Raw genomic sequence first — 14,346 nt, 5'->3', positions numbered from 1 at the left:
ATGGACTTTCGCACTCGAAATAAGCAGTTCGGCCCGCGGTGGCTCGTCGACGACGGCGCCGAGTCGACGCTCGTGCAGTACTCGCTCGACCTCGCGCTCGACGCGAGCTTGGAGCGTCTCTATCTCGGCATGCTCGCGCGCTACCCCGACACGGCCGCGCTGCTCGGTGTCGAGGGCGCCATCGAGGCGATCGGCCGCGACCGGCGCACGCTGCGCGGCCTCGGCCCCGAGACCGCGACGAGCTACGCGACGCGCCTCAAGCGGTGGCTTCACGACGCGAAGAAACGCGGCTCGCCCTTCATGCTCATGCAGAAGCTGCAAGAGTACATCGCGGCGGGCTCGTCGTTCCGCACCGTCGACGCGCGCGGGAACTGGTTCTCTCGCAGCGCCTCGGGCGTCGAGACGTACACGCTCAACACGGGGAACTGGAACTGGGATTCCACGGTCGCGGCGTCGAACTGGGCGCGCTTCTGGGTCATCATCTATCCCGGCACGCGCTGGAGCCACTCGGCGAACTGGGGCTCTGGCCAGCTCTGGGGCGACACGGAGAAGACCTGGGGCACGACCGCCACGCCCTCCGAGGTGGCCGGCGTGCGCGGCATCGTCGCGGACTGGAAGCCCGCGGGCACGCGGTGCGTGAACATAATCATTGCCTTCGATGCGGCGTCGTTCTCGCCGACCGCACCCGAGCCTGACGGGCAGTGGGGCAAGCCCTCGAAGGTAGTCGCCGGCGTTCACGTCGCGACCCGACTCTCAACTGCAGACTACTGGGACGGGACAAGAACATGAGCACGACCTACGGCACAGCCTCGGCAATCACCATTCCCTCCGACGGCGACACGATCGACGCCGCGGACGTCAACACGCCCCTCGCCGCCATCTGGGATCAGCACGACGTGCTCGCGGACACGGCCGCCCTGACGGCGATCCTCGTGCCGACGCACGGGCTCACCAGGCTCGTGCGAGGCGAGGGCCACTACGTGTTCGTGACCTCGGGCACGTACTCCGCGACGACGGTGGATAGCCCGTGGATCCTGGCGTCGGGCGACGGCACCGCGGGCCGGTGGGTACGCGATGACTACGGTACCCTTGGCGTGGCGTTCACGACCTATCGGGGCGTGAACCGGCCGGCGGCGTACGTCTCCGCCGGCCCCGCGCCGCAGGCGACACGGCTCAAACCGCGGTGGTCGTCGCCGGTGGCGCTGTACAGTTACGAGCTGAAGTTCGATACGGCGTACAACGCCGGCGCGCAGGGTCGCATCATGTACTTCCCCCTGACCGACCTGCAGACCGACGACGTCATCACGGCCGCGACGGTGTACGTCACGCCCGCCGGTGCGCACGCCGGCCTCCCGGCGCTCATGCCCGGGATCTGCGTCATCCGGCGGCGGCTCAGTACGGGCGTGATCTCGTCGCTCCAGTCGGGCGGCTTCGCGCTCGACACCTCTGGCGGACTCGGCGCGTACGAGGCGACTCACGCGATCGACACCGGCGCCGCGATAGACCAGAACAACACGGTCAAGCCTGGACTTATGAGTACTTCTTGCTCGTGCAGAACGAGGCAACACGAACGCCCTGCCGTATCTCGACGTGGGCGGCGCCTACCTCACCATCACGACTCGGAGGTACCAGCGATGACTCTCGCCGCATCCAGTTGGCTTCCCAACCTCCTCCCCGTCCTGCTCAAAATCGCGGGCGTCGCGCAGACCGCGCGCCGCTATGTGAACTTCGTTGGCGTGACTGCTGTGGACGACGCAGCGAACGACCAGCTCACGATCACGGTGAGTGGCGGCAGCGGCACCACGCCCACCGGGACCGGGATACCGCACATCGTTGGCGGCGTTCAGGACGCGGCGTCAAGTCTGGTCGTGAATGCCGACGTGCACGTCGGCGGCTATCGCGCTGTCGAAGCTTGCCGGATTCGGTACCGGCGTGGAGACCTTTCTTGGCACTCCGTCCAGCGCGAATCTGCGAGCCGCCCTCTACAGACGGGACGGGCACGGGTGCGGCCGTATTCGCGAGTTCCTGCTGCTGACCACCGGCGCTCACGACGGCGCAGATGACAAACCCGTTCATCAACGGCCAAACGCAGGGCGCGGCCATCGCGGTCGCGGCGCTCGAGATCGACTGGTCGCTCGGCCCGGTCCAAACCAAGACCCTCGCCGCCGGCGCGAACACGTTCACGTTCTCGAACCAGGCGAGCGGCATGGTCATCGTGGTCCGCGTGACCGGCGCGGCCTCCACGCTGACATGGCCAACGGTAAAGTGGGCTGGCGGCGCGGCACCGACGCAGACCGCGAGCGGCATCGACGTCTACACCTTCGTCCACGACGGCACCTCGATCTACGGTTCGGTAGTCCAGGCAATGGCATGATCGCGCCGTTCTCGTTCATCAAATCGAGCGCCGCTGCGGCTCACGATCCGGCAACAGACAACCTGTCCGTGTGGCTCCGCTCCGACAGCGTGACGGGCACGGGTGCGACGCTGTCGTGGGCCAGCAAAGCAAGTGCTGGCGTGTCCGGCAGTACCACAGCCCACGACCACCAAACGGGGTACGGCGACGTCGTATTCCAGCCGTCGACGGCACTCAACGGACACAACTCCGTTATCTGGGAGCCGACGTATCCTCTACTCGTGTCTGGCGACAAAGCCCGCACGCTGCTCGGTGCGGGCGATTCGACGGCGGCGAGCTACACGGCTGCATATGTCGTCCAACCGATAAGCGCGAACGTTTTTGGCGTCGACGGCGGCGGCAAAACGACCGGGCTCAACTCGACGATATGGGGCGACGCGGAAGGGAAGCTGGTCCATGCGTTCATGGACGACGGCGGCACGTGCAAATTCGGTGTGCATCACACCAACGCGGACGCCTCGACCGAGGGCGGAACGACTCCCGTCGTGTGGCCCGGCGGATGGGGCGCATGGGGGCTCGTATGGGTGAGTTACACCAACGGCGGGAACGTCCGAGTGCGCATCAACGGCTCGAACGTGAGTGACGAAAACATCGGCACCAACCAAGGCCCCGTCGCCGCTGGATACCCATCGTATATGGGCACTCTCGGAGGCGGCCTCTACGTCGCTGAGTTCCGCCTCGTCGAGATGATGATCTTCCCCGGCCAGGCGCTCACGGGCGCGGCGCTCACAACGCGCGAGGCGGGCTATTTCGCGACTCGCTACCCCTCACTGGGACTCTGACCATGGCATACGATCCCGACCGAATCCCCACGCTCCCCCGGCCTGCCGCGCTCCCTCGCGAGGAGGCGCCCACGCCCATCCCGCGCTCGTCGCTCGAGGAGCTCCGGGCGGGTGAGGACCCGTATATCGCCGCGCTCGACGAGCTGCGCGTCGAGGTGCTCCGCCTGTCGGCGCGCCTCCCGGAGCTCGACGCGCGCACGAGCAAGACTGACCTCGCGCAGGAGGCGCGGCTCAGCGAGCACGAGATGCGCCTCGCGCGCATCGAGGCCGTCGAAGGCGGCCGCGAGCGATACGAGCACCCTCGTGCACGCGCTCACCGGCAAGCTCGCCGAAAGTCCTGGGCGCCTTCGTCGCGCTCGGCACGCTCGTCCAAATCTTGCTCCAGGCCTACCGCCAGCTCCACGGAGGGACCCCATGAACGGCTTCGATCCGACGACGACGAGCCCGCCCGCGACGATGCGGGACATCCGGGCGCTCCGGAGCGACCTCGTCGAGGTCGCTGAGGAGGCCTCGCGCCAGACCCTCGCCGCGCACACCCGCACGCTCGCGCTCCTCGACGAGCAGGGGCGAGGCCGCGGCGCACCGGGGGCTCGTCGAGGCGTTCGTCGCGCGGAGCAGCGCGCGGTGAACGCGACGCTCACGAAGCACCTCGCGCGCCTGGTCGTCGTGCCCGCGAGCGAGGGCTGCCCCGCAGGGGTGGTCTACGAGCCTTCGCCGCTCGTGCGGCGCCTGTCAGGACTCTTCGGGTCGCGCCCCTCGACGACGCGCCTTCTGCTCGCCGCCACCATCGCGGCCGCGCTCGCCGGCAGCCTGTCCGCGTGCGCCGCGTTCGGTTCCGCCCACGCCATGATCGGGTCCGATGAAGAAGCTCAGAATTCACACGCTCCGCGCCTTCGTCGCTGCCCTGCTCGTCGCCGCGCTCGCCATGATCTTCGTCGGCCCGCTCCTCCTCGGCTGCACGCCGCGCGCGCAGACGGCCGCCGAGTCGCGGCCTACGGGGGCGGCCCTCGAGGCGTGCGCGGTGCAGGCCAGCACCTGCCCCGGCTACGTCGTCGCGTGCCGCCAGCGCGTCGTTGTGCGCTATGGGCGGCCTACTCGGGGCGGTGCGTGCCGTGACGGCCATCCTGCTGTCCGTGCTCTCCGCCCTCGAGAGCGTCGTCGAACTGATCCGCGAGAGCGGCACCGAGGCCGAGCGCGAGGCGCTGTTTGTCGCGACCGAGCGGCTCGCGAGCATCCACGCGCGCGCGAAGTTCGCGGCGCTGAGGGAGGACACGTGAGCGGCCGTGTCTCTGCTCGTGGTGCGTCGAGGCGCGGCAGGGGGCCGGGACCTGAGACCGCCGACCTGCGCGGCCTCGCGGCCCGACCAGGCGCGGCCAAGCCCGGCCGGTTGCGCGCGCGTGTAGCCGGCGAGCGCGCCCGCGAGATGCGCGAGGCGCGCGAGAGGGCGGGGGCGACGTGTCCGTGAGCCCCTCCCCCGTCGGCCGAGAGTGCCTCGGCCGACGGGTGGCCCCGTCGTCGAGCGACGGGGACGCGCGTGGTGCGCCCCGTCTACCGCGCGCCGAGTCTCGCGCCGGAGGTCGAGCGCTCCGCGGCGCACGGGAGCGACTGCCGACCGCCGCGCGCGATCAGGCGTTTGGACGGCGGCCTGGATGAGCGCACAGCTCCGCGGCTGCTCGCCACGAAGGACGGCGGTGACCCGAGCAGGCCGTCGCGTCGGGCGGATCCGCGCACGCGACCTCAGGTGGCCGCGACTCGACGATCTCCTCGCGGCTCCCAAGGGGCTTCGCCCGGATGCCCGACGGGCGCGGCGCCTCTGCTGCGCACACCTGCGCGTGCCGAGGCCGCAGGCGGGCCCGGCTCGCACGGGCCGCGTACGTGGACTACTCCGGCAGGCTCTCCGGCGCGGGCATCAGCGCGACCCTGCGCGTGCGCCCGCGCCCGCCGAGGGGCGATCCGGCGCGCGCAGCGCGCGCAGGCCTGCGCGTGCTGGGCGAAGTCTGATCGAGACCGGCGGGAGCTGCTGGAAGCGCGCGGAAGATCGGCAACGTGAAGCCCTCCGACCTCTCGCGCCCGGGCACTCTTGCGCGGCCTCTGGGAGGAGCGTCTCGGGAGACGAGGCCGCTCGACGCGTCCCTCGCCGCCGGCGAGGCCCCTGGACAGCGCGGCGCACGAACGTGCCGTGCGCCCCCCGGACCGCGGTCGTGTTCGAGCCGCCCCTCAGCGACGGTTCCGGGCACCTGCGCTCGTCGAGGCCATGAGCCGGCACCTCGCCTCCTCCGCCGGCGGTTCGCGCGCGCTGCAGTGCTGCGGGTGACGTCGTGGCGTTCGCCCCGGGCCTGCGCGCGACAGCGACTGTCATGTGTCGGGCGAGCCTACGCGGCCGGCATGCGCGCGCCTTCTCGGGCGCTGGCGTCCCAGAGGGCCCGGCGCGCCTGGGGATATGGGCGGCCCCGTGCACGGACGCACGTGGTGGACGCGGCGCTCGGCGCGTGACGAGGCGCGCGAGGCCTAGTCTTCGCGCGTGCCCGGCGGGTAAGCTCCGCCACCACCCCGAGGCGCCGCGAGGATGCCCCCGCCGCGCCGGCCGGCGCGCTCCGCCGCCACCTCGGGCGGAGGTTCACGGCGCGCCGCGTGCTGCGGCGCTGGCGCGTCGACTGGCTTCAGCAGCCTTTGCGGCTTCTTCGTGGGGTCGTGCACGTTTAGTTCGCCCGAGGCGGCAACGCGCCTCGAGGAGCTTCATTGGCGTGGCGTCCGACGGACACGTCGCCGCTCGACGGGCGCGCCCTCGGGCGTGGGCGTGCGGCACCGCGAGCACGCAGCCGAGCGCCGCGTGGGCACTGTCGCGCCAGCAGCACTGCCATCGCGCACGGCCAGCGCGCGCGGTAGGTCGAGGAGAGCGCGTCACGGCGCGATGACCAGCCGTCGTAGGTGTACAGGCGCGGCTCGGTCCCCGCGCGACGACGCACCGCTCGTGCGGCCGTGCCACGGGCAGCGGACCGGGCGCGCGCCGTGGTCCCGCACGCCGTCAGGCTGTCCGGTCGCGGCGCGCGCGGTGCAGGGCGACCCACTTGTTGACGTCGGCTAGGCCGTCCCGGCGGTCTCAAAGGTCGGCGGGTTGCCGTACTGCACCGGTCAAGATCATCCGCCGGTCGATGTCGCAGCTCGTAACCCACCGGTGAATCTTTGGTCGGATGCCCGCAGTCTTCGATGCGCCAACGCGTCCTGAACGTCAGCCCAACGTGCGTCGCACTTGCCCGGCGGCTCGCATCGGTCGAGTCCAGCCGGTGGCGCCCATGGCGTTCGGGCTCGGAGGCGTGCGATGCCCTCAAGCGCTGCCTCGCGGCGGCGGGGTCGCCTCACCTCCCGCACGAACGCGACGCCATCGTCGGCGTAGACCTGGCGCGAACGTCCCGCACGTGCACCGGAAACGTGGGCGCCGTCGTCGATCCATCGGCAATCAGGGCCAGGTCGGCAGCGGCGCGGTCCGGTGCGCTGGATTTATAGCCGTCGCGGTCCACGCGCCCCGGCGTCTGCGCGCCCGACCAGCGGCTCGCCCGCATTCGGGACAGTCGAGCCTCGGGCCGTGCTCACTTCTGCCTCGCGGCCGGGCGCGAAGCCGAGGGCGCGATCGACGCAGTACTGCTGCCTCGCGCGGCTGGAAGGGGGCGCGGCAGGACGGGCGCCGATCGGCGCGCAGCGGTGCCGAGACTGCGCCCACGTCGCCCGCAACTTCCCGCGCCCCGCGGCAGACCACGCTCCCCGCCAGCATGGCCTCCGCCCCCGCCTGCACGCCTGCCGGCGCTCGCGGTCGAGGCGGGCGTGCAGGTCGCCAATGTCGCGAGTACTGCGGGACCGGCTCCGGCGGGCTCGCCATTGCGCGCTCATCCAGCCACCGCGCCACATCCTCCGCCGTGACGAGGTCCGTGGGGGCCGCGTAGGGCCGGGGGTCGGGGGCGGTGGTCATCGGGGCTCCTCGGCGTGCGGGCACTCGTGCGGCGCGGCCATGCACCGCGGGTCGGGCTCGCTCCTCCACGGGTGCTTGGGGCAGTCCGAGCAGTGGTGCGGCCGCCTCTCGTCGTTGCCGCCGCAGCACGCGAAGGGGTCGGGCGGGGTGAAGTCGTGCCCGTGAGGCGACGAGCACTTCCGCTTGCCGCGCGTGTAGTGCCAGCACCCGCAGTGCCTGCACTCCACGTAAGGGCTCACGGCTCCCCCAGTGCGGCGCGGTCCAGTCGGGTGACGAGAGCGTCGCCGCCACGCCGCCACGGCATGTCTCGCAGCATGTCGCGGGCCTCAGCGGACAGCGCCCGCAGCCGCTCCACCTCCGCCTCCGCAGCCCGGAGCCGCGCGGAGAAGGCGGGCCAGGCGTCGTGCAAGTACTCGTGTGGCTCCGTGTAGTGGCGCCCTGTTGTGCGCAACTCTTCGCGGATCCTCTCCGCATCCTCCGCGTGGAGTGCGTCCAATTCGTCGAGGGTCTTCATGGGGCCTCCAGGGCTTCGATGGCTTCGTCGAGGACGTCGCGCGCGTTGTCGCGGCACATGTCCAGGCCAGGCGCCTCCATCGCGCGGTACTTCCGCGCCGCCTCCGCGACCGCCCGAAGCCGCGCGTTCTCGGCGAGGAGGGTGTCGAGGTCGTCGATGATGCGCTCGGCCGCCGCTCCGGTCCGCTCGCCCATGCGACGGATCGCGCCGACCAGATACAGCCTATCCAGCGGGCTCGCCTTCAGGTCAGCCACGCGACACCTCCCCGAGCATGCGGGCCAGGGCCTCACGCTGGCCTTGCTCGGTAGGTGGTGACGGGCTCGACGGTCCACATGGTCCAGTCAGGCGCGCCGGGCTCGCGCACCCACACCCGTATGGGCTCGCGAAGCCCTCGCTGGGCGGCGTACGTCTCGGCCGCATCCTGCGGGCCCTCGGCGTCAACCGTCCTATCGTCTGCGGACGCGGCCACCTCGAACCTCACGGCTCCCCCAGTGCGGCGAGGGCGCGGCGCAGCTCGGCGATCGTCGCGAACGCCTCGGGCCCCGCGTCGTTGAGGGCGATGTTGCACGCGTCCCGAGCCGCCTCCGCGACCGCCCGAAGCCGCGCGTTCTCTGCGATCAGGGTGTCGACGTCGTCGCACGCGTCCTCTGCGACGCACCACGCGCGGATGCTCAGGCGGTCTCGCGTGTCGTCGTGCAGCCACGAGCGGAATCGATCGCGCCGCTCCTGCGTCGTCTTCAGTTCAGCCACGCGACACCTCCTTTTCGATCTTCGCGAGTCGCTCGCAGGCGGCGTCGAGTCGTTCGCAACGCGTCCGTCCGCGCACGTCAACTCGGGGGCGCCCTCAGGTAGGCCTGGGCCGAAGATGACTGCATCTGGCCCGGGCGCCGCCCGCGTGCCGGCTCACCGGCCAGGGTTCACCCAGCGCCGCTCCTGACCCCCTGCGCGACGAGCAGGGGCCAGGGGGCGGACGTCGGCGGCGGCACGCCGGCGTGTGCATCGCCGGGCACGTCGGGCCGGCGCGTGACGTACACGTCCCACATGCCCGTGGTGCCTGGCACCCGCTCGCTCGTCCGCGAGGCTGTGACTCCAGCCCCCATCCCCACCGCCTGCGCGACAAGGCACCGCTCCTTCCGCACGCGGGCGGCGAGGGTGCGGACTCCGGCGCGGCGGCAGTCGTCGTGCGAAACGGAGATGGTCCCGCCGCCGTGGGTCTCGTAGATTTTGCGGTACAGGTCCACCAGCTCGTCATCCGTCGCGCGGTCCAGCGCGGTGAGGCGGGCGAGCTCGGCGCGGGCCTCGTCACGTTGGCGTGCGGCCTCCTCGCCGGACTGCCGAAGGATCTCGTAGTGCACCACTCCAGTGTGCGCGCATGTAGCGCTCGTCCCGCTCCACATCCCCTGCGCGGCTCCAGGTGGCGGGGTGGCGTCGCAGGCCGCCCGGTCGCGCATCCTGCGCGACCTCATCTCGTCCGCTCACCGGCGTGCGCAGCCTCGCAGCCGGCGGCTGCGATCTGGTCGCGCAGGGCGTCCCGCGCCGCCTCCGCCTTCTCGGCGCGCTAGCGCTCCTCTCCGAGTTGGCGCTGTTCGGTCGCGCGTCGCGGCCTCGCGATCACCCATGCGACCCGGGCCCGCGTCCTTGTGGATCCAGGTCGCGCAGCGCCCCCGCACACCTCGGCGGCGCAGGGCCGGCGGCAGGCGGCGGGCGCGGAGAGGGCGCGAACCGCCTTCTCGCCGGTCGGCGGCCGTGGCGTCGCAGGCCACGCCGCACGTGATGCCGGGCCGGCGACCTGCCTCGCTGGGTTGCTCCTCGGTGACGCAGGCTGGCGGCACCGCCTAAGCACGCCGCGGGCGTCGGCGGTGCGGGGGTCTCGATGATGATTGGCTCGCTCACTTCCCACCTGCCTTTCGGTACGCCTCGCAAGCCTCGCGGAACCCCACCCATGCCGGGCCTAAGCGGCCGTCGGGCCCGTGGTCTAGGTAGCGCATCGCCGCCCGCACCACCTTCGAGGGGTCGGGGCCGGAGGCGGCGAGAACGCGGCGGGCGCCAAAGGTGCGGAGGTGGCTCCGCATCGTGCACACCCCTGGCGGATATGTGTTCGACGTTGGTCCAGTCCACGGCCTCGATGGGCCCGCGCCCGCAGATGCGGATCACGCGGGCCTCAGGCCGCCCGGCGCACCTCAGTCGCGCATCGCCGCGCCAGTTCGAGGGCTTCCTCGTCGAGGCCCCCTGTCACCGGCCCTCGCGCCCCACTGAGCCGCACCTTCCTGCGTAGCCGCCAGGTCCCGTAGGCCCCCGCGCCGCTTCGCGCTCGCTGTCCGCGCCCTCCACGCCCTGGCGCGTCGCCGTGATCAGCGTAGGCGATCTTCGGCTTCTCTTGCTCATGCTCTCTCTCCTTCGGGGGCCGGCCGGGAATCGAACCCGGCACACCACGGCGGCCCTGCGTCGCTCAGAACGGGATGTCGTCGTAGTCCGCGGCGCCGTCGTCGAACCGCGGCCCCGCCGGCTCGCCGCGGCGCGCGGGCTCGCGCTGCGCCTGGCGGGGCGCCGCCTGGCCTCGACTCGCGCCCTCGCCGCCGCGTGAGCCGCAGAGCACGAAGTTCGTAGCCACCACCTCAGTCCGGTAGCGCTTCTCGCCGTCCTTCTCCGAGATTCCCGAGCAACGTCACTCTGTTCAATCCTTCGGCTGCCATGTCATCCTGCTTTCTTCTTCGTTCCGATTCGTTTCCAGACTGGGAAGCTCGACGACGTGAGGCACGCCGCGAGGTCCTCTTTCGCAGCGCCCGCGCGCTCGGCGAGCGCGAGCGCCGCCTTCGCGTCGATGCCCTGTCGCGATTGCCGCACGGCCGCGTAACGCCGCCCGTCGAGCAGGTCGAGCGCCTCGCCAGGCTGGCGCTCGGCGTACTCGCGTAGGTCGGCCTTCAACGCGTCGAGGCGCTTCTCCACGAGCGGCAGCAAGTCGACCGCGAGCCGCGCCGTGTCGTCGTCGACGATGCCCACCACGAGCGGGTTCCGCCGCTCACGGACAAGCTCGACGACGTCGGGGGCTGCGAGCTGCTCGGCCGTCGCGACGAACGCCGGGCACCGCCCGCGCAGCGGGCAATAGGCGTCGCCGCAGTGGTCGCCGGGCACCGGCGGGCCGGGCTCGCGCGTGTGGAGCTCGTGGAGCAGCGCCGCCGCGTCCATCGCGTCGATGCTGCCGTGGTCGTAGACCTTGGCGGCCTGGTTGTGCTCGAGGTGCACCGCGTGAAGGCTCGCATGCTCGCCCCCGTACGCCGCGAGCACGAGCGCGCCGAGTGTGCGGAGCTGCTCGCCCGCGTGCCGCGCGCCGTGCTCGCCGCTCTTCCAGTCGCTCACGAGCCAGCGCCCGTTGCCGAGGTCGGCCACCACGTCGGCCGTCCCGGTGACCGTGCAGGCCGGGTGCTCGGCGTAGACCTCGCGGCCGACGCCGAGGAACCGCGCGCGCTCGCCGTCGTAGCCGTATGCCTGCTCGCGCTCGTGGCCTCGCGGGCAGTGCTCGCTGAGGTAGTTGCGCGCAGCGCGAAGACGCGTGTCCAAGCAGTTCTCCACGGCGTAGGTGTCGGTCCCGTCGTCGAGCTCGATGAGCTTGTGCAGCGCATCGCCCGCGCTCATCGCGTCGTTGACCGGCTCGACGGGCAACTCCACGGCCTCGTCGAGCCAGTACCCGCACGCGATGGCGCGCGCTGAGGCGCTCGCCGTGATGCGGCGCCGGCTCACTGGGCGCTCCTGACGGCGGCAAGGCGCGCCGAGAACGCCGCCCGCAGGCGCGGAGTCTTCTCGTCGGCGGGCACGCTGGCCGAGAAGGCGGCGAGCTCCGCGCCGGTTGCCAGCTCGGCGAGGCGGGCGATGTTCTGCGCCTCGGTGTCCACGGGCGAGCACACCACCTCGGCGCTCTCGGGCGGCGCGGGCAACGTCTCGGCGCTCGAGGCCGGCGACGCGGCGGCGAGCGTGCGCCGCGGGGGCGGCTGTACGACCGGGCGAGGCTCGGCGGTGCGCACCTCGGCGCCCGGGATCTCGTCGGGGTCGTACAGCCCGCCCACCACATCGGGGTAGACCGCGCGCGCGAGCTCGGCGGACGCGCGCGCCCGGAGCATCGCGTGCGGGTACTTCTTCCAGTTGTCCTTATCGGTCAGGCGCGCGCGCTGCGCCTGCTCGATGGTGAACGACATGCGCACGGGGGCTTGCCCGCGGCGCGTCGTCTCGTAGGTGGCGATCGTGTCGCTCGACTCGACGAGCACGAACCCCTCGCAGAGGTCGGGGCGCCGCTGGACGATGCCCGCGATGAGCGCGGCGCTGAGCACCGGCTTGCCCTCGATGACGTGGATCGACCGGAGCGACGCCATCGGCGAAAGGCCCAACTCGGCGCCCGTCGCAATGATGGTGAACGCCGCCTCGGGCGAGGCGATGCCGCGCGGCAGCAGGCCGCTCGCGTGGAAGGTCTGCGCGAGCTTCCAAGCCTCGGCCATGGTCCGCGGGGCGAACACCTCGCCCGTCGTCGGCGCTGCCGTCATCTGCCCAACCGTCGCAATCGCCGCTGTCTCGCTCATGACACCCTCCGCGCCCGCAAGAGGGCGTCCACGTCGGCCGCCCGCATCGCGAGCAGCGCATCCACACTCACGCCGGCGCGAGTCGCCAGCGTGAGGAACCAGCCGCGCACGGGGCCACGGAGCTTCACGGGGCGGCTCACGACTCCGCCTCGCGGCCCGTGCCGTCGCACGCCTCGCAGCGGAGGCGCTCGCGGCCGTCGGGGGCCTCGCGCTCGCCGTGGTAGACCGGGGCGAAACTCCCCGCGCCGTTGCATTCGTTGCAGTCGTTGTGCTCGTCGTCCATGTCCCGGAGCATGCGCCATCGTGAGAAAAACGTCAACGTCTTTTTCCCACCTTGCGAAAAAAGATTCCCGCTGCTAGGACTGGAGCATGGCAAACACAATTTGTGAACGGCTCGCGGAGACGCGGGCCGAAGCAGGCTACTCGCGGAGGGCGCTCGGCGTCGCCGCGGGTCTTTCGGCGCGCATCGTCGCGCTGGTCGAGTCGGGCAAGACGGCGCCAAAGCGCTCCACGCTCGAGGCGCTCGCCGAGGTGCTCGGCTGCCACGCTGAGTGGCTCGCGACGGGCCGCGGGCCGCGCATGATGCGGCGGAAGAAGGTGGCGTCATGACCGCGCGCAAGAAGCCGCCGGCCGACCCGACGAACCCCGCGCACTACCGGAACCACGCCAGCGGGATCGAATGCATCCAGGTCACGGAGCACCTCGGCTTCTGCCGGGGCAACGCCATCAAGTACATCTGGCGCGCGGGCGAGCGACCCGAGCGCGAGGTGGAGGACCTGCGCAAAGCGATCTGGTACCTCGAGCGCGAGGTGCAGCGGCTCACGCGGCCGATTCCCTACGACCTCGTGCCGGCGGTGCGGAAGTGATCGCCGCGTTCGCCGTGGGGCTCGTGGTGATGGTCGCGCTCCACGAGCTCGCGACGCGCAGGGATGCGCGCGACGCTCGCCGCCTGCTCGGCCGGGGGCCGCGATGAGCCCCGACGCCGCCATCATCGCCATGGCCATGCGGTCGCTCGCCCCGACTGGCGACGTCGACGCGCTCGCCGCTGCCATCGCCGCCGAGGCGCACACATGGGACGAAGTGACGTGGGCGGTGGGCGTCGCGTTCCGCGAGTCGTCCAACAGGCTCGGCGTCGTCGGCGACCAGGGCCGCGCGCTCTGCGCGATGCAGCTGCACGCCGCGCCGCGCGCGGTGCTCACGGACGCGCGGCTCTGCGTGCGCATCGGGCTTGCCCGGCTGCGCGCCTCGGCGGCGCTCTGCCCCGACACGCCGCTCGCGGCCTACGCGGGCGCGCGCTGCGGCTCAGCGCGAGCTGCTTGGTTCTCGCGGGACCGCTGGCGGGTCGGGTCGCGCGCGCTCGGGCGGGTGCTGCCGGAGGCAAGACCGACACTGAGCGCACGGGCGACGTCAGCGAGGGTACCGGCCAGTGTCTTGCGCAGCGGCGCCGCGCCTTCAACGACCTCGGGGCCGAGCGCCCCAGGCCCCGGGTCCGCGCACTCCGGCATGGAGCGGGCGCCTTGCCCGGCGGGCGTACCTCCCCGGCCGACCGGGGCGCGCGCGCTCAGGGGCGCTCCCTGACGCCCCGGGCGAATTCGCGGCCGTCCGCGCGGCTTGGGTGCCGTGAGCTGGTCGATCCACCACGGTGAGGCGTGAGTGGCTTCCGCTCTCTCCCAAGCGCGAGCGCCGATACTCTCGTTACGGATCCGCCGTATTCGTCGAGCGGATTCACGCACGGGGATCGGATGGCGGATCCGTCGGCAAAGTACCGCGCGAGCGGGGCGGCCGAGGTCACGGAGACCTTCAGCGGGGACAACCGCGATCAGCGGTCTTTTGAGCGTTGGCTCGCTCTCTGGTTGACCGACGCGCATCGAGTACTGCGCCCTGGCGCGCGCGTGCTGATCGCTACTGACTGGAGGCAACTCCCGGCGGTCTGCGATGCGATCCAGGCCGGCGGCTTCGTCTGGCGCGGCATCGCAATCTGGACGAAGCTGGGCGCCTCACGTCCACAACTCGGGCGATTCCGGGGGGATGCGGAGTTCTTCGTTTGGGGGAGCAAGGGCGCGCCCCGTTGGCCGGGCCGTGTCTGCCTGGGACCTTCGAGCGAG

At 71.9% G+C, this 14,346-nt stretch carries 21 protein-coding genes; 11 read left to right on the top strand and 10 right to left on the bottom strand.

The genetic code is table 11. The features are described from left to right. From IPQ09_30860 to IPQ09_30830, 7 genes are all read left to right on the top strand, one after another. Positions 1 to 789 carry a hypothetical protein gene (locus tag IPQ09_30860; protein ID MBL0198543.1) on the top strand — a complete coding sequence of 263 codons (789 nt, stop codon included), beginning with the start codon at positions 1 to 3 and terminating at the stop codon, positions 787 to 789. Next, positions 786 to 2,063 carry a hypothetical protein gene (locus IPQ09_30855; GenBank protein MBL0198542.1) on the top strand — a complete coding sequence of 426 codons (1,278 nt, stop codon included), beginning with the start codon at positions 786 to 788 and terminating at the stop codon, positions 2,061 to 2,063. Before IPQ09_30860 ends, IPQ09_30855 begins: the two co-directional genes overlap by 4 nt. Beyond that, the gene (locus tag IPQ09_30850; protein ID MBL0198541.1) at positions 2,060 to 2,374 is read left to right on the top strand and encodes a hypothetical protein; all 315 of its coding nucleotides are present in this window, start codon (positions 2,060 to 2,062) and stop codon (positions 2,372 to 2,374) included. Before IPQ09_30855 ends, IPQ09_30850 begins: the two co-directional genes overlap by 4 nt. After that, positions 2,371 to 3,195, top strand: coding sequence for a hypothetical protein (locus IPQ09_30845; protein MBL0198540.1), 825 nt, complete (start codon positions 2,371 to 2,373; stop codon positions 3,193 to 3,195). Before IPQ09_30850 ends, IPQ09_30845 begins: the two co-directional genes overlap by 4 nt. A gap of 414 nt (positions 3,196 to 3,609) precedes the next feature. Continuing rightward, positions 3,610 to 4,311 (top strand): hypothetical protein, encoded by a 702-nt coding sequence (locus tag IPQ09_30840; protein MBL0198539.1) that lies wholly within the window; start codon positions 3,610 to 3,612, stop codon positions 4,309 to 4,311. Continuing rightward, positions 4,308 to 4,472: a hypothetical protein gene (locus IPQ09_30835; protein ID MBL0198538.1), complete on the top strand. Its 165-nt coding sequence runs from the start codon at positions 4,308 to 4,310 to the stop codon at positions 4,470 to 4,472. Before IPQ09_30840 ends, IPQ09_30835 begins: the two co-directional genes overlap by 4 nt. A gap of 514 nt (positions 4,473 to 4,986) precedes the next feature. Then, positions 4,987 to 5,196, top strand: a complete 210-nt coding sequence (locus IPQ09_30830; protein MBL0198537.1) for a hypothetical protein — start codon at positions 4,987 to 4,989, stop codon at positions 5,194 to 5,196. A 1,959-nt stretch (positions 5,197 to 7,155) separates the two neighbouring features. Here IPQ09_30830 and IPQ09_30825 read toward each other — a convergent pair. The 10 genes from IPQ09_30825 to IPQ09_30780 all read right to left on the bottom strand — a co-directional run bounded on the left by IPQ09_30825 (position 7,156) and on the right by IPQ09_30780 (position 12,524). Beyond that, positions 7,156 to 7,398 carry a hypothetical protein gene (locus tag IPQ09_30825; GenBank protein MBL0198536.1) on the bottom strand — a complete coding sequence of 81 codons (243 nt, stop codon included), beginning with the start codon at positions 7,396 to 7,398 and terminating at the stop codon, positions 7,156 to 7,158. Further along, positions 7,395 to 7,673: a hypothetical protein gene (locus IPQ09_30820; GenBank protein ID MBL0198535.1), complete on the bottom strand. Its 279-nt coding sequence runs from the start codon at positions 7,671 to 7,673 to the stop codon at positions 7,395 to 7,397. Before IPQ09_30820 ends, IPQ09_30825 begins: the two co-directional genes overlap by 4 nt. Beyond that, on the bottom strand, positions 7,670 to 7,927 hold the full coding sequence (locus IPQ09_30815; GenBank protein MBL0198534.1) for a hypothetical protein: 258 nt from the start codon (positions 7,925 to 7,927) through the stop codon (positions 7,670 to 7,672). Before IPQ09_30815 ends, IPQ09_30820 begins: the two co-directional genes overlap by 4 nt. Before the next feature lie 223 nt (positions 7,928 to 8,150). Beyond that, the gene (locus tag IPQ09_30810; GenBank protein ID MBL0198533.1) at positions 8,151 to 8,423 is read right to left on the bottom strand and encodes a hypothetical protein; all 273 of its coding nucleotides are present in this window, start codon (positions 8,421 to 8,423) and stop codon (positions 8,151 to 8,153) included. A 167-nt stretch (positions 8,424 to 8,590) separates the two neighbouring features. Then, positions 8,591 to 9,124, bottom strand: coding sequence for a hypothetical protein (locus tag IPQ09_30805; GenBank protein MBL0198532.1), 534 nt, complete (start codon positions 9,122 to 9,124; stop codon positions 8,591 to 8,593). Between the two features lie 998 nt (positions 9,125 to 10,122). Further along, positions 10,123 to 10,284 (bottom strand): hypothetical protein, encoded by a 162-nt coding sequence (locus IPQ09_30800; protein MBL0198531.1) that lies wholly within the window; start codon positions 10,282 to 10,284, stop codon positions 10,123 to 10,125. Between the two features lie 83 nt (positions 10,285 to 10,367). Then, on the bottom strand, positions 10,368 to 11,411 hold the full coding sequence (locus IPQ09_30795; protein ID MBL0198530.1) for a PD-(D/E)XK nuclease family protein: 1,044 nt from the start codon (positions 11,409 to 11,411) through the stop codon (positions 10,368 to 10,370). Next, positions 11,408 to 12,241 (bottom strand): recombinase RecT, encoded by an 834-nt coding sequence (locus tag IPQ09_30790; GenBank protein MBL0198529.1) that lies wholly within the window; start codon positions 12,239 to 12,241, stop codon positions 11,408 to 11,410. The genes IPQ09_30795 and IPQ09_30790 overlap by 4 nt, the downstream gene beginning before the upstream one ends. Continuing rightward, positions 12,238 to 12,381, bottom strand: a complete 144-nt coding sequence (locus tag IPQ09_30785) for a hypothetical protein (GenBank protein MBL0198528.1) — start codon at positions 12,379 to 12,381, stop codon at positions 12,238 to 12,240. Before IPQ09_30785 ends, IPQ09_30790 begins: the two co-directional genes overlap by 4 nt. Beyond that, positions 12,378 to 12,524 carry a hypothetical protein gene (locus IPQ09_30780; GenBank protein MBL0198527.1) on the bottom strand — a complete coding sequence of 49 codons (147 nt, stop codon included), beginning with the start codon at positions 12,522 to 12,524 and terminating at the stop codon, positions 12,378 to 12,380. The genes IPQ09_30785 and IPQ09_30780 overlap by 4 nt, the downstream gene beginning before the upstream one ends. Positions 12,525 to 12,610: 86 nt before the next feature. On the opposite strand from IPQ09_30780, the gene IPQ09_30775 reads away from it, so the two are divergent. From IPQ09_30775 to IPQ09_30760, 4 genes are all read left to right on the top strand, one after another. Next, positions 12,611 to 12,850, top strand: a complete 240-nt coding sequence (locus IPQ09_30775; GenBank protein MBL0198526.1) for a helix-turn-helix domain-containing protein — start codon at positions 12,611 to 12,613, stop codon at positions 12,848 to 12,850. After that, a complete protein-coding gene (locus IPQ09_30770; GenBank protein MBL0198525.1) occupies positions 12,847 to 13,107 on the top strand; it encodes a DUF3310 domain-containing protein in 261 nt (86 codons plus the stop codon). Before IPQ09_30775 ends, IPQ09_30770 begins: the two co-directional genes overlap by 4 nt. A gap of 103 nt (positions 13,108 to 13,210) precedes the next feature. Continuing rightward, a complete protein-coding gene (locus IPQ09_30765; GenBank protein ID MBL0198524.1) occupies positions 13,211 to 13,819 on the top strand; it encodes a hypothetical protein in 609 nt (202 codons plus the stop codon). A 71-nt stretch (positions 13,820 to 13,890) separates the two neighbouring features. Further along, positions 13,891 to 14,346 (top strand): site-specific DNA-methyltransferase (locus IPQ09_30760; GenBank protein MBL0198523.1); only part of this gene is annotated, 456 nt, incomplete at its 3' end.

The sequence above is a fragment of the Myxococcales bacterium genome, assembly GCA_016720545.1.
In the GTDB taxonomy this organism is placed as follows: domain Bacteria; phylum Myxococcota_A; class Polyangia; order Polyangiales; family Polyangiaceae; genus JAAFHV01.
The sequence above is the reverse complement of the archived record's forward strand: the minus strand, read 5'-3'. Positions and strand labels throughout refer to the sequence as shown.

Bases quoted from the DNA above. Each gene is read 5' to 3' on its own strand.
- IPQ09_30860 (MBL0198543.1), top strand. From the start codon at position 1: ATGGACTTTCGCACTCGAAATAAGCAGTTCGGCCCGCGGTGGCTCGTC.
- IPQ09_30855 (MBL0198542.1), top strand. From the start codon at position 786: ATGAGCACGACCTACGGCACAGCCTCGGCAATCACCATTCCCTCCGAC.
- IPQ09_30850 (MBL0198541.1), top strand. From the start codon at position 2,060: ATGACAAACCCGTTCATCAACGGCCAAACGCAGGGCGCGGCCATCGCG.
- IPQ09_30845 (MBL0198540.1), top strand. From the start codon at position 2,371: ATGATCGCGCCGTTCTCGTTCATCAAATCGAGCGCCGCTGCGGCTCAC.
- IPQ09_30840 (MBL0198539.1), top strand. From the start codon at position 3,610: ATGAACGGCTTCGATCCGACGACGACGAGCCCGCCCGCGACGATGCGG.
- IPQ09_30830 (MBL0198537.1), top strand. From the start codon at position 4,987: ATGCCCGACGGGCGCGGCGCCTCTGCTGCGCACACCTGCGCGTGCCGA.
- IPQ09_30820 (MBL0198535.1), bottom strand. From the start codon at position 7,673: ATGAAGACCCTCGACGAATTGGACGCACTCCACGCGGAGGATGCGGAG.
- IPQ09_30805 (MBL0198532.1), bottom strand. From the start codon at position 9,124: ATGCGCGACCGGGCGGCCTGCGACGCCACCCCGCCACCTGGAGCCGCG.
- IPQ09_30790 (MBL0198529.1), bottom strand. From the start codon at position 12,241: ATGAGCGAGACAGCGGCGATTGCGACGGTTGGGCAGATGACGGCAGCG.
- IPQ09_30780 (MBL0198527.1), bottom strand. From the start codon at position 12,524: ATGGACGACGAGCACAACGACTGCAACGAATGCAACGGCGCGGGGAGT.
- IPQ09_30775 (MBL0198526.1), top strand. From the start codon at position 12,611: ATGGCAAACACAATTTGTGAACGGCTCGCGGAGACGCGGGCCGAAGCA.
- IPQ09_30770 (MBL0198525.1), top strand. From the start codon at position 12,847: ATGACCGCGCGCAAGAAGCCGCCGGCCGACCCGACGAACCCCGCGCAC.
- IPQ09_30765 (MBL0198524.1), top strand. From the start codon at position 13,211: ATGAGCCCCGACGCCGCCATCATCGCCATGGCCATGCGGTCGCTCGCC.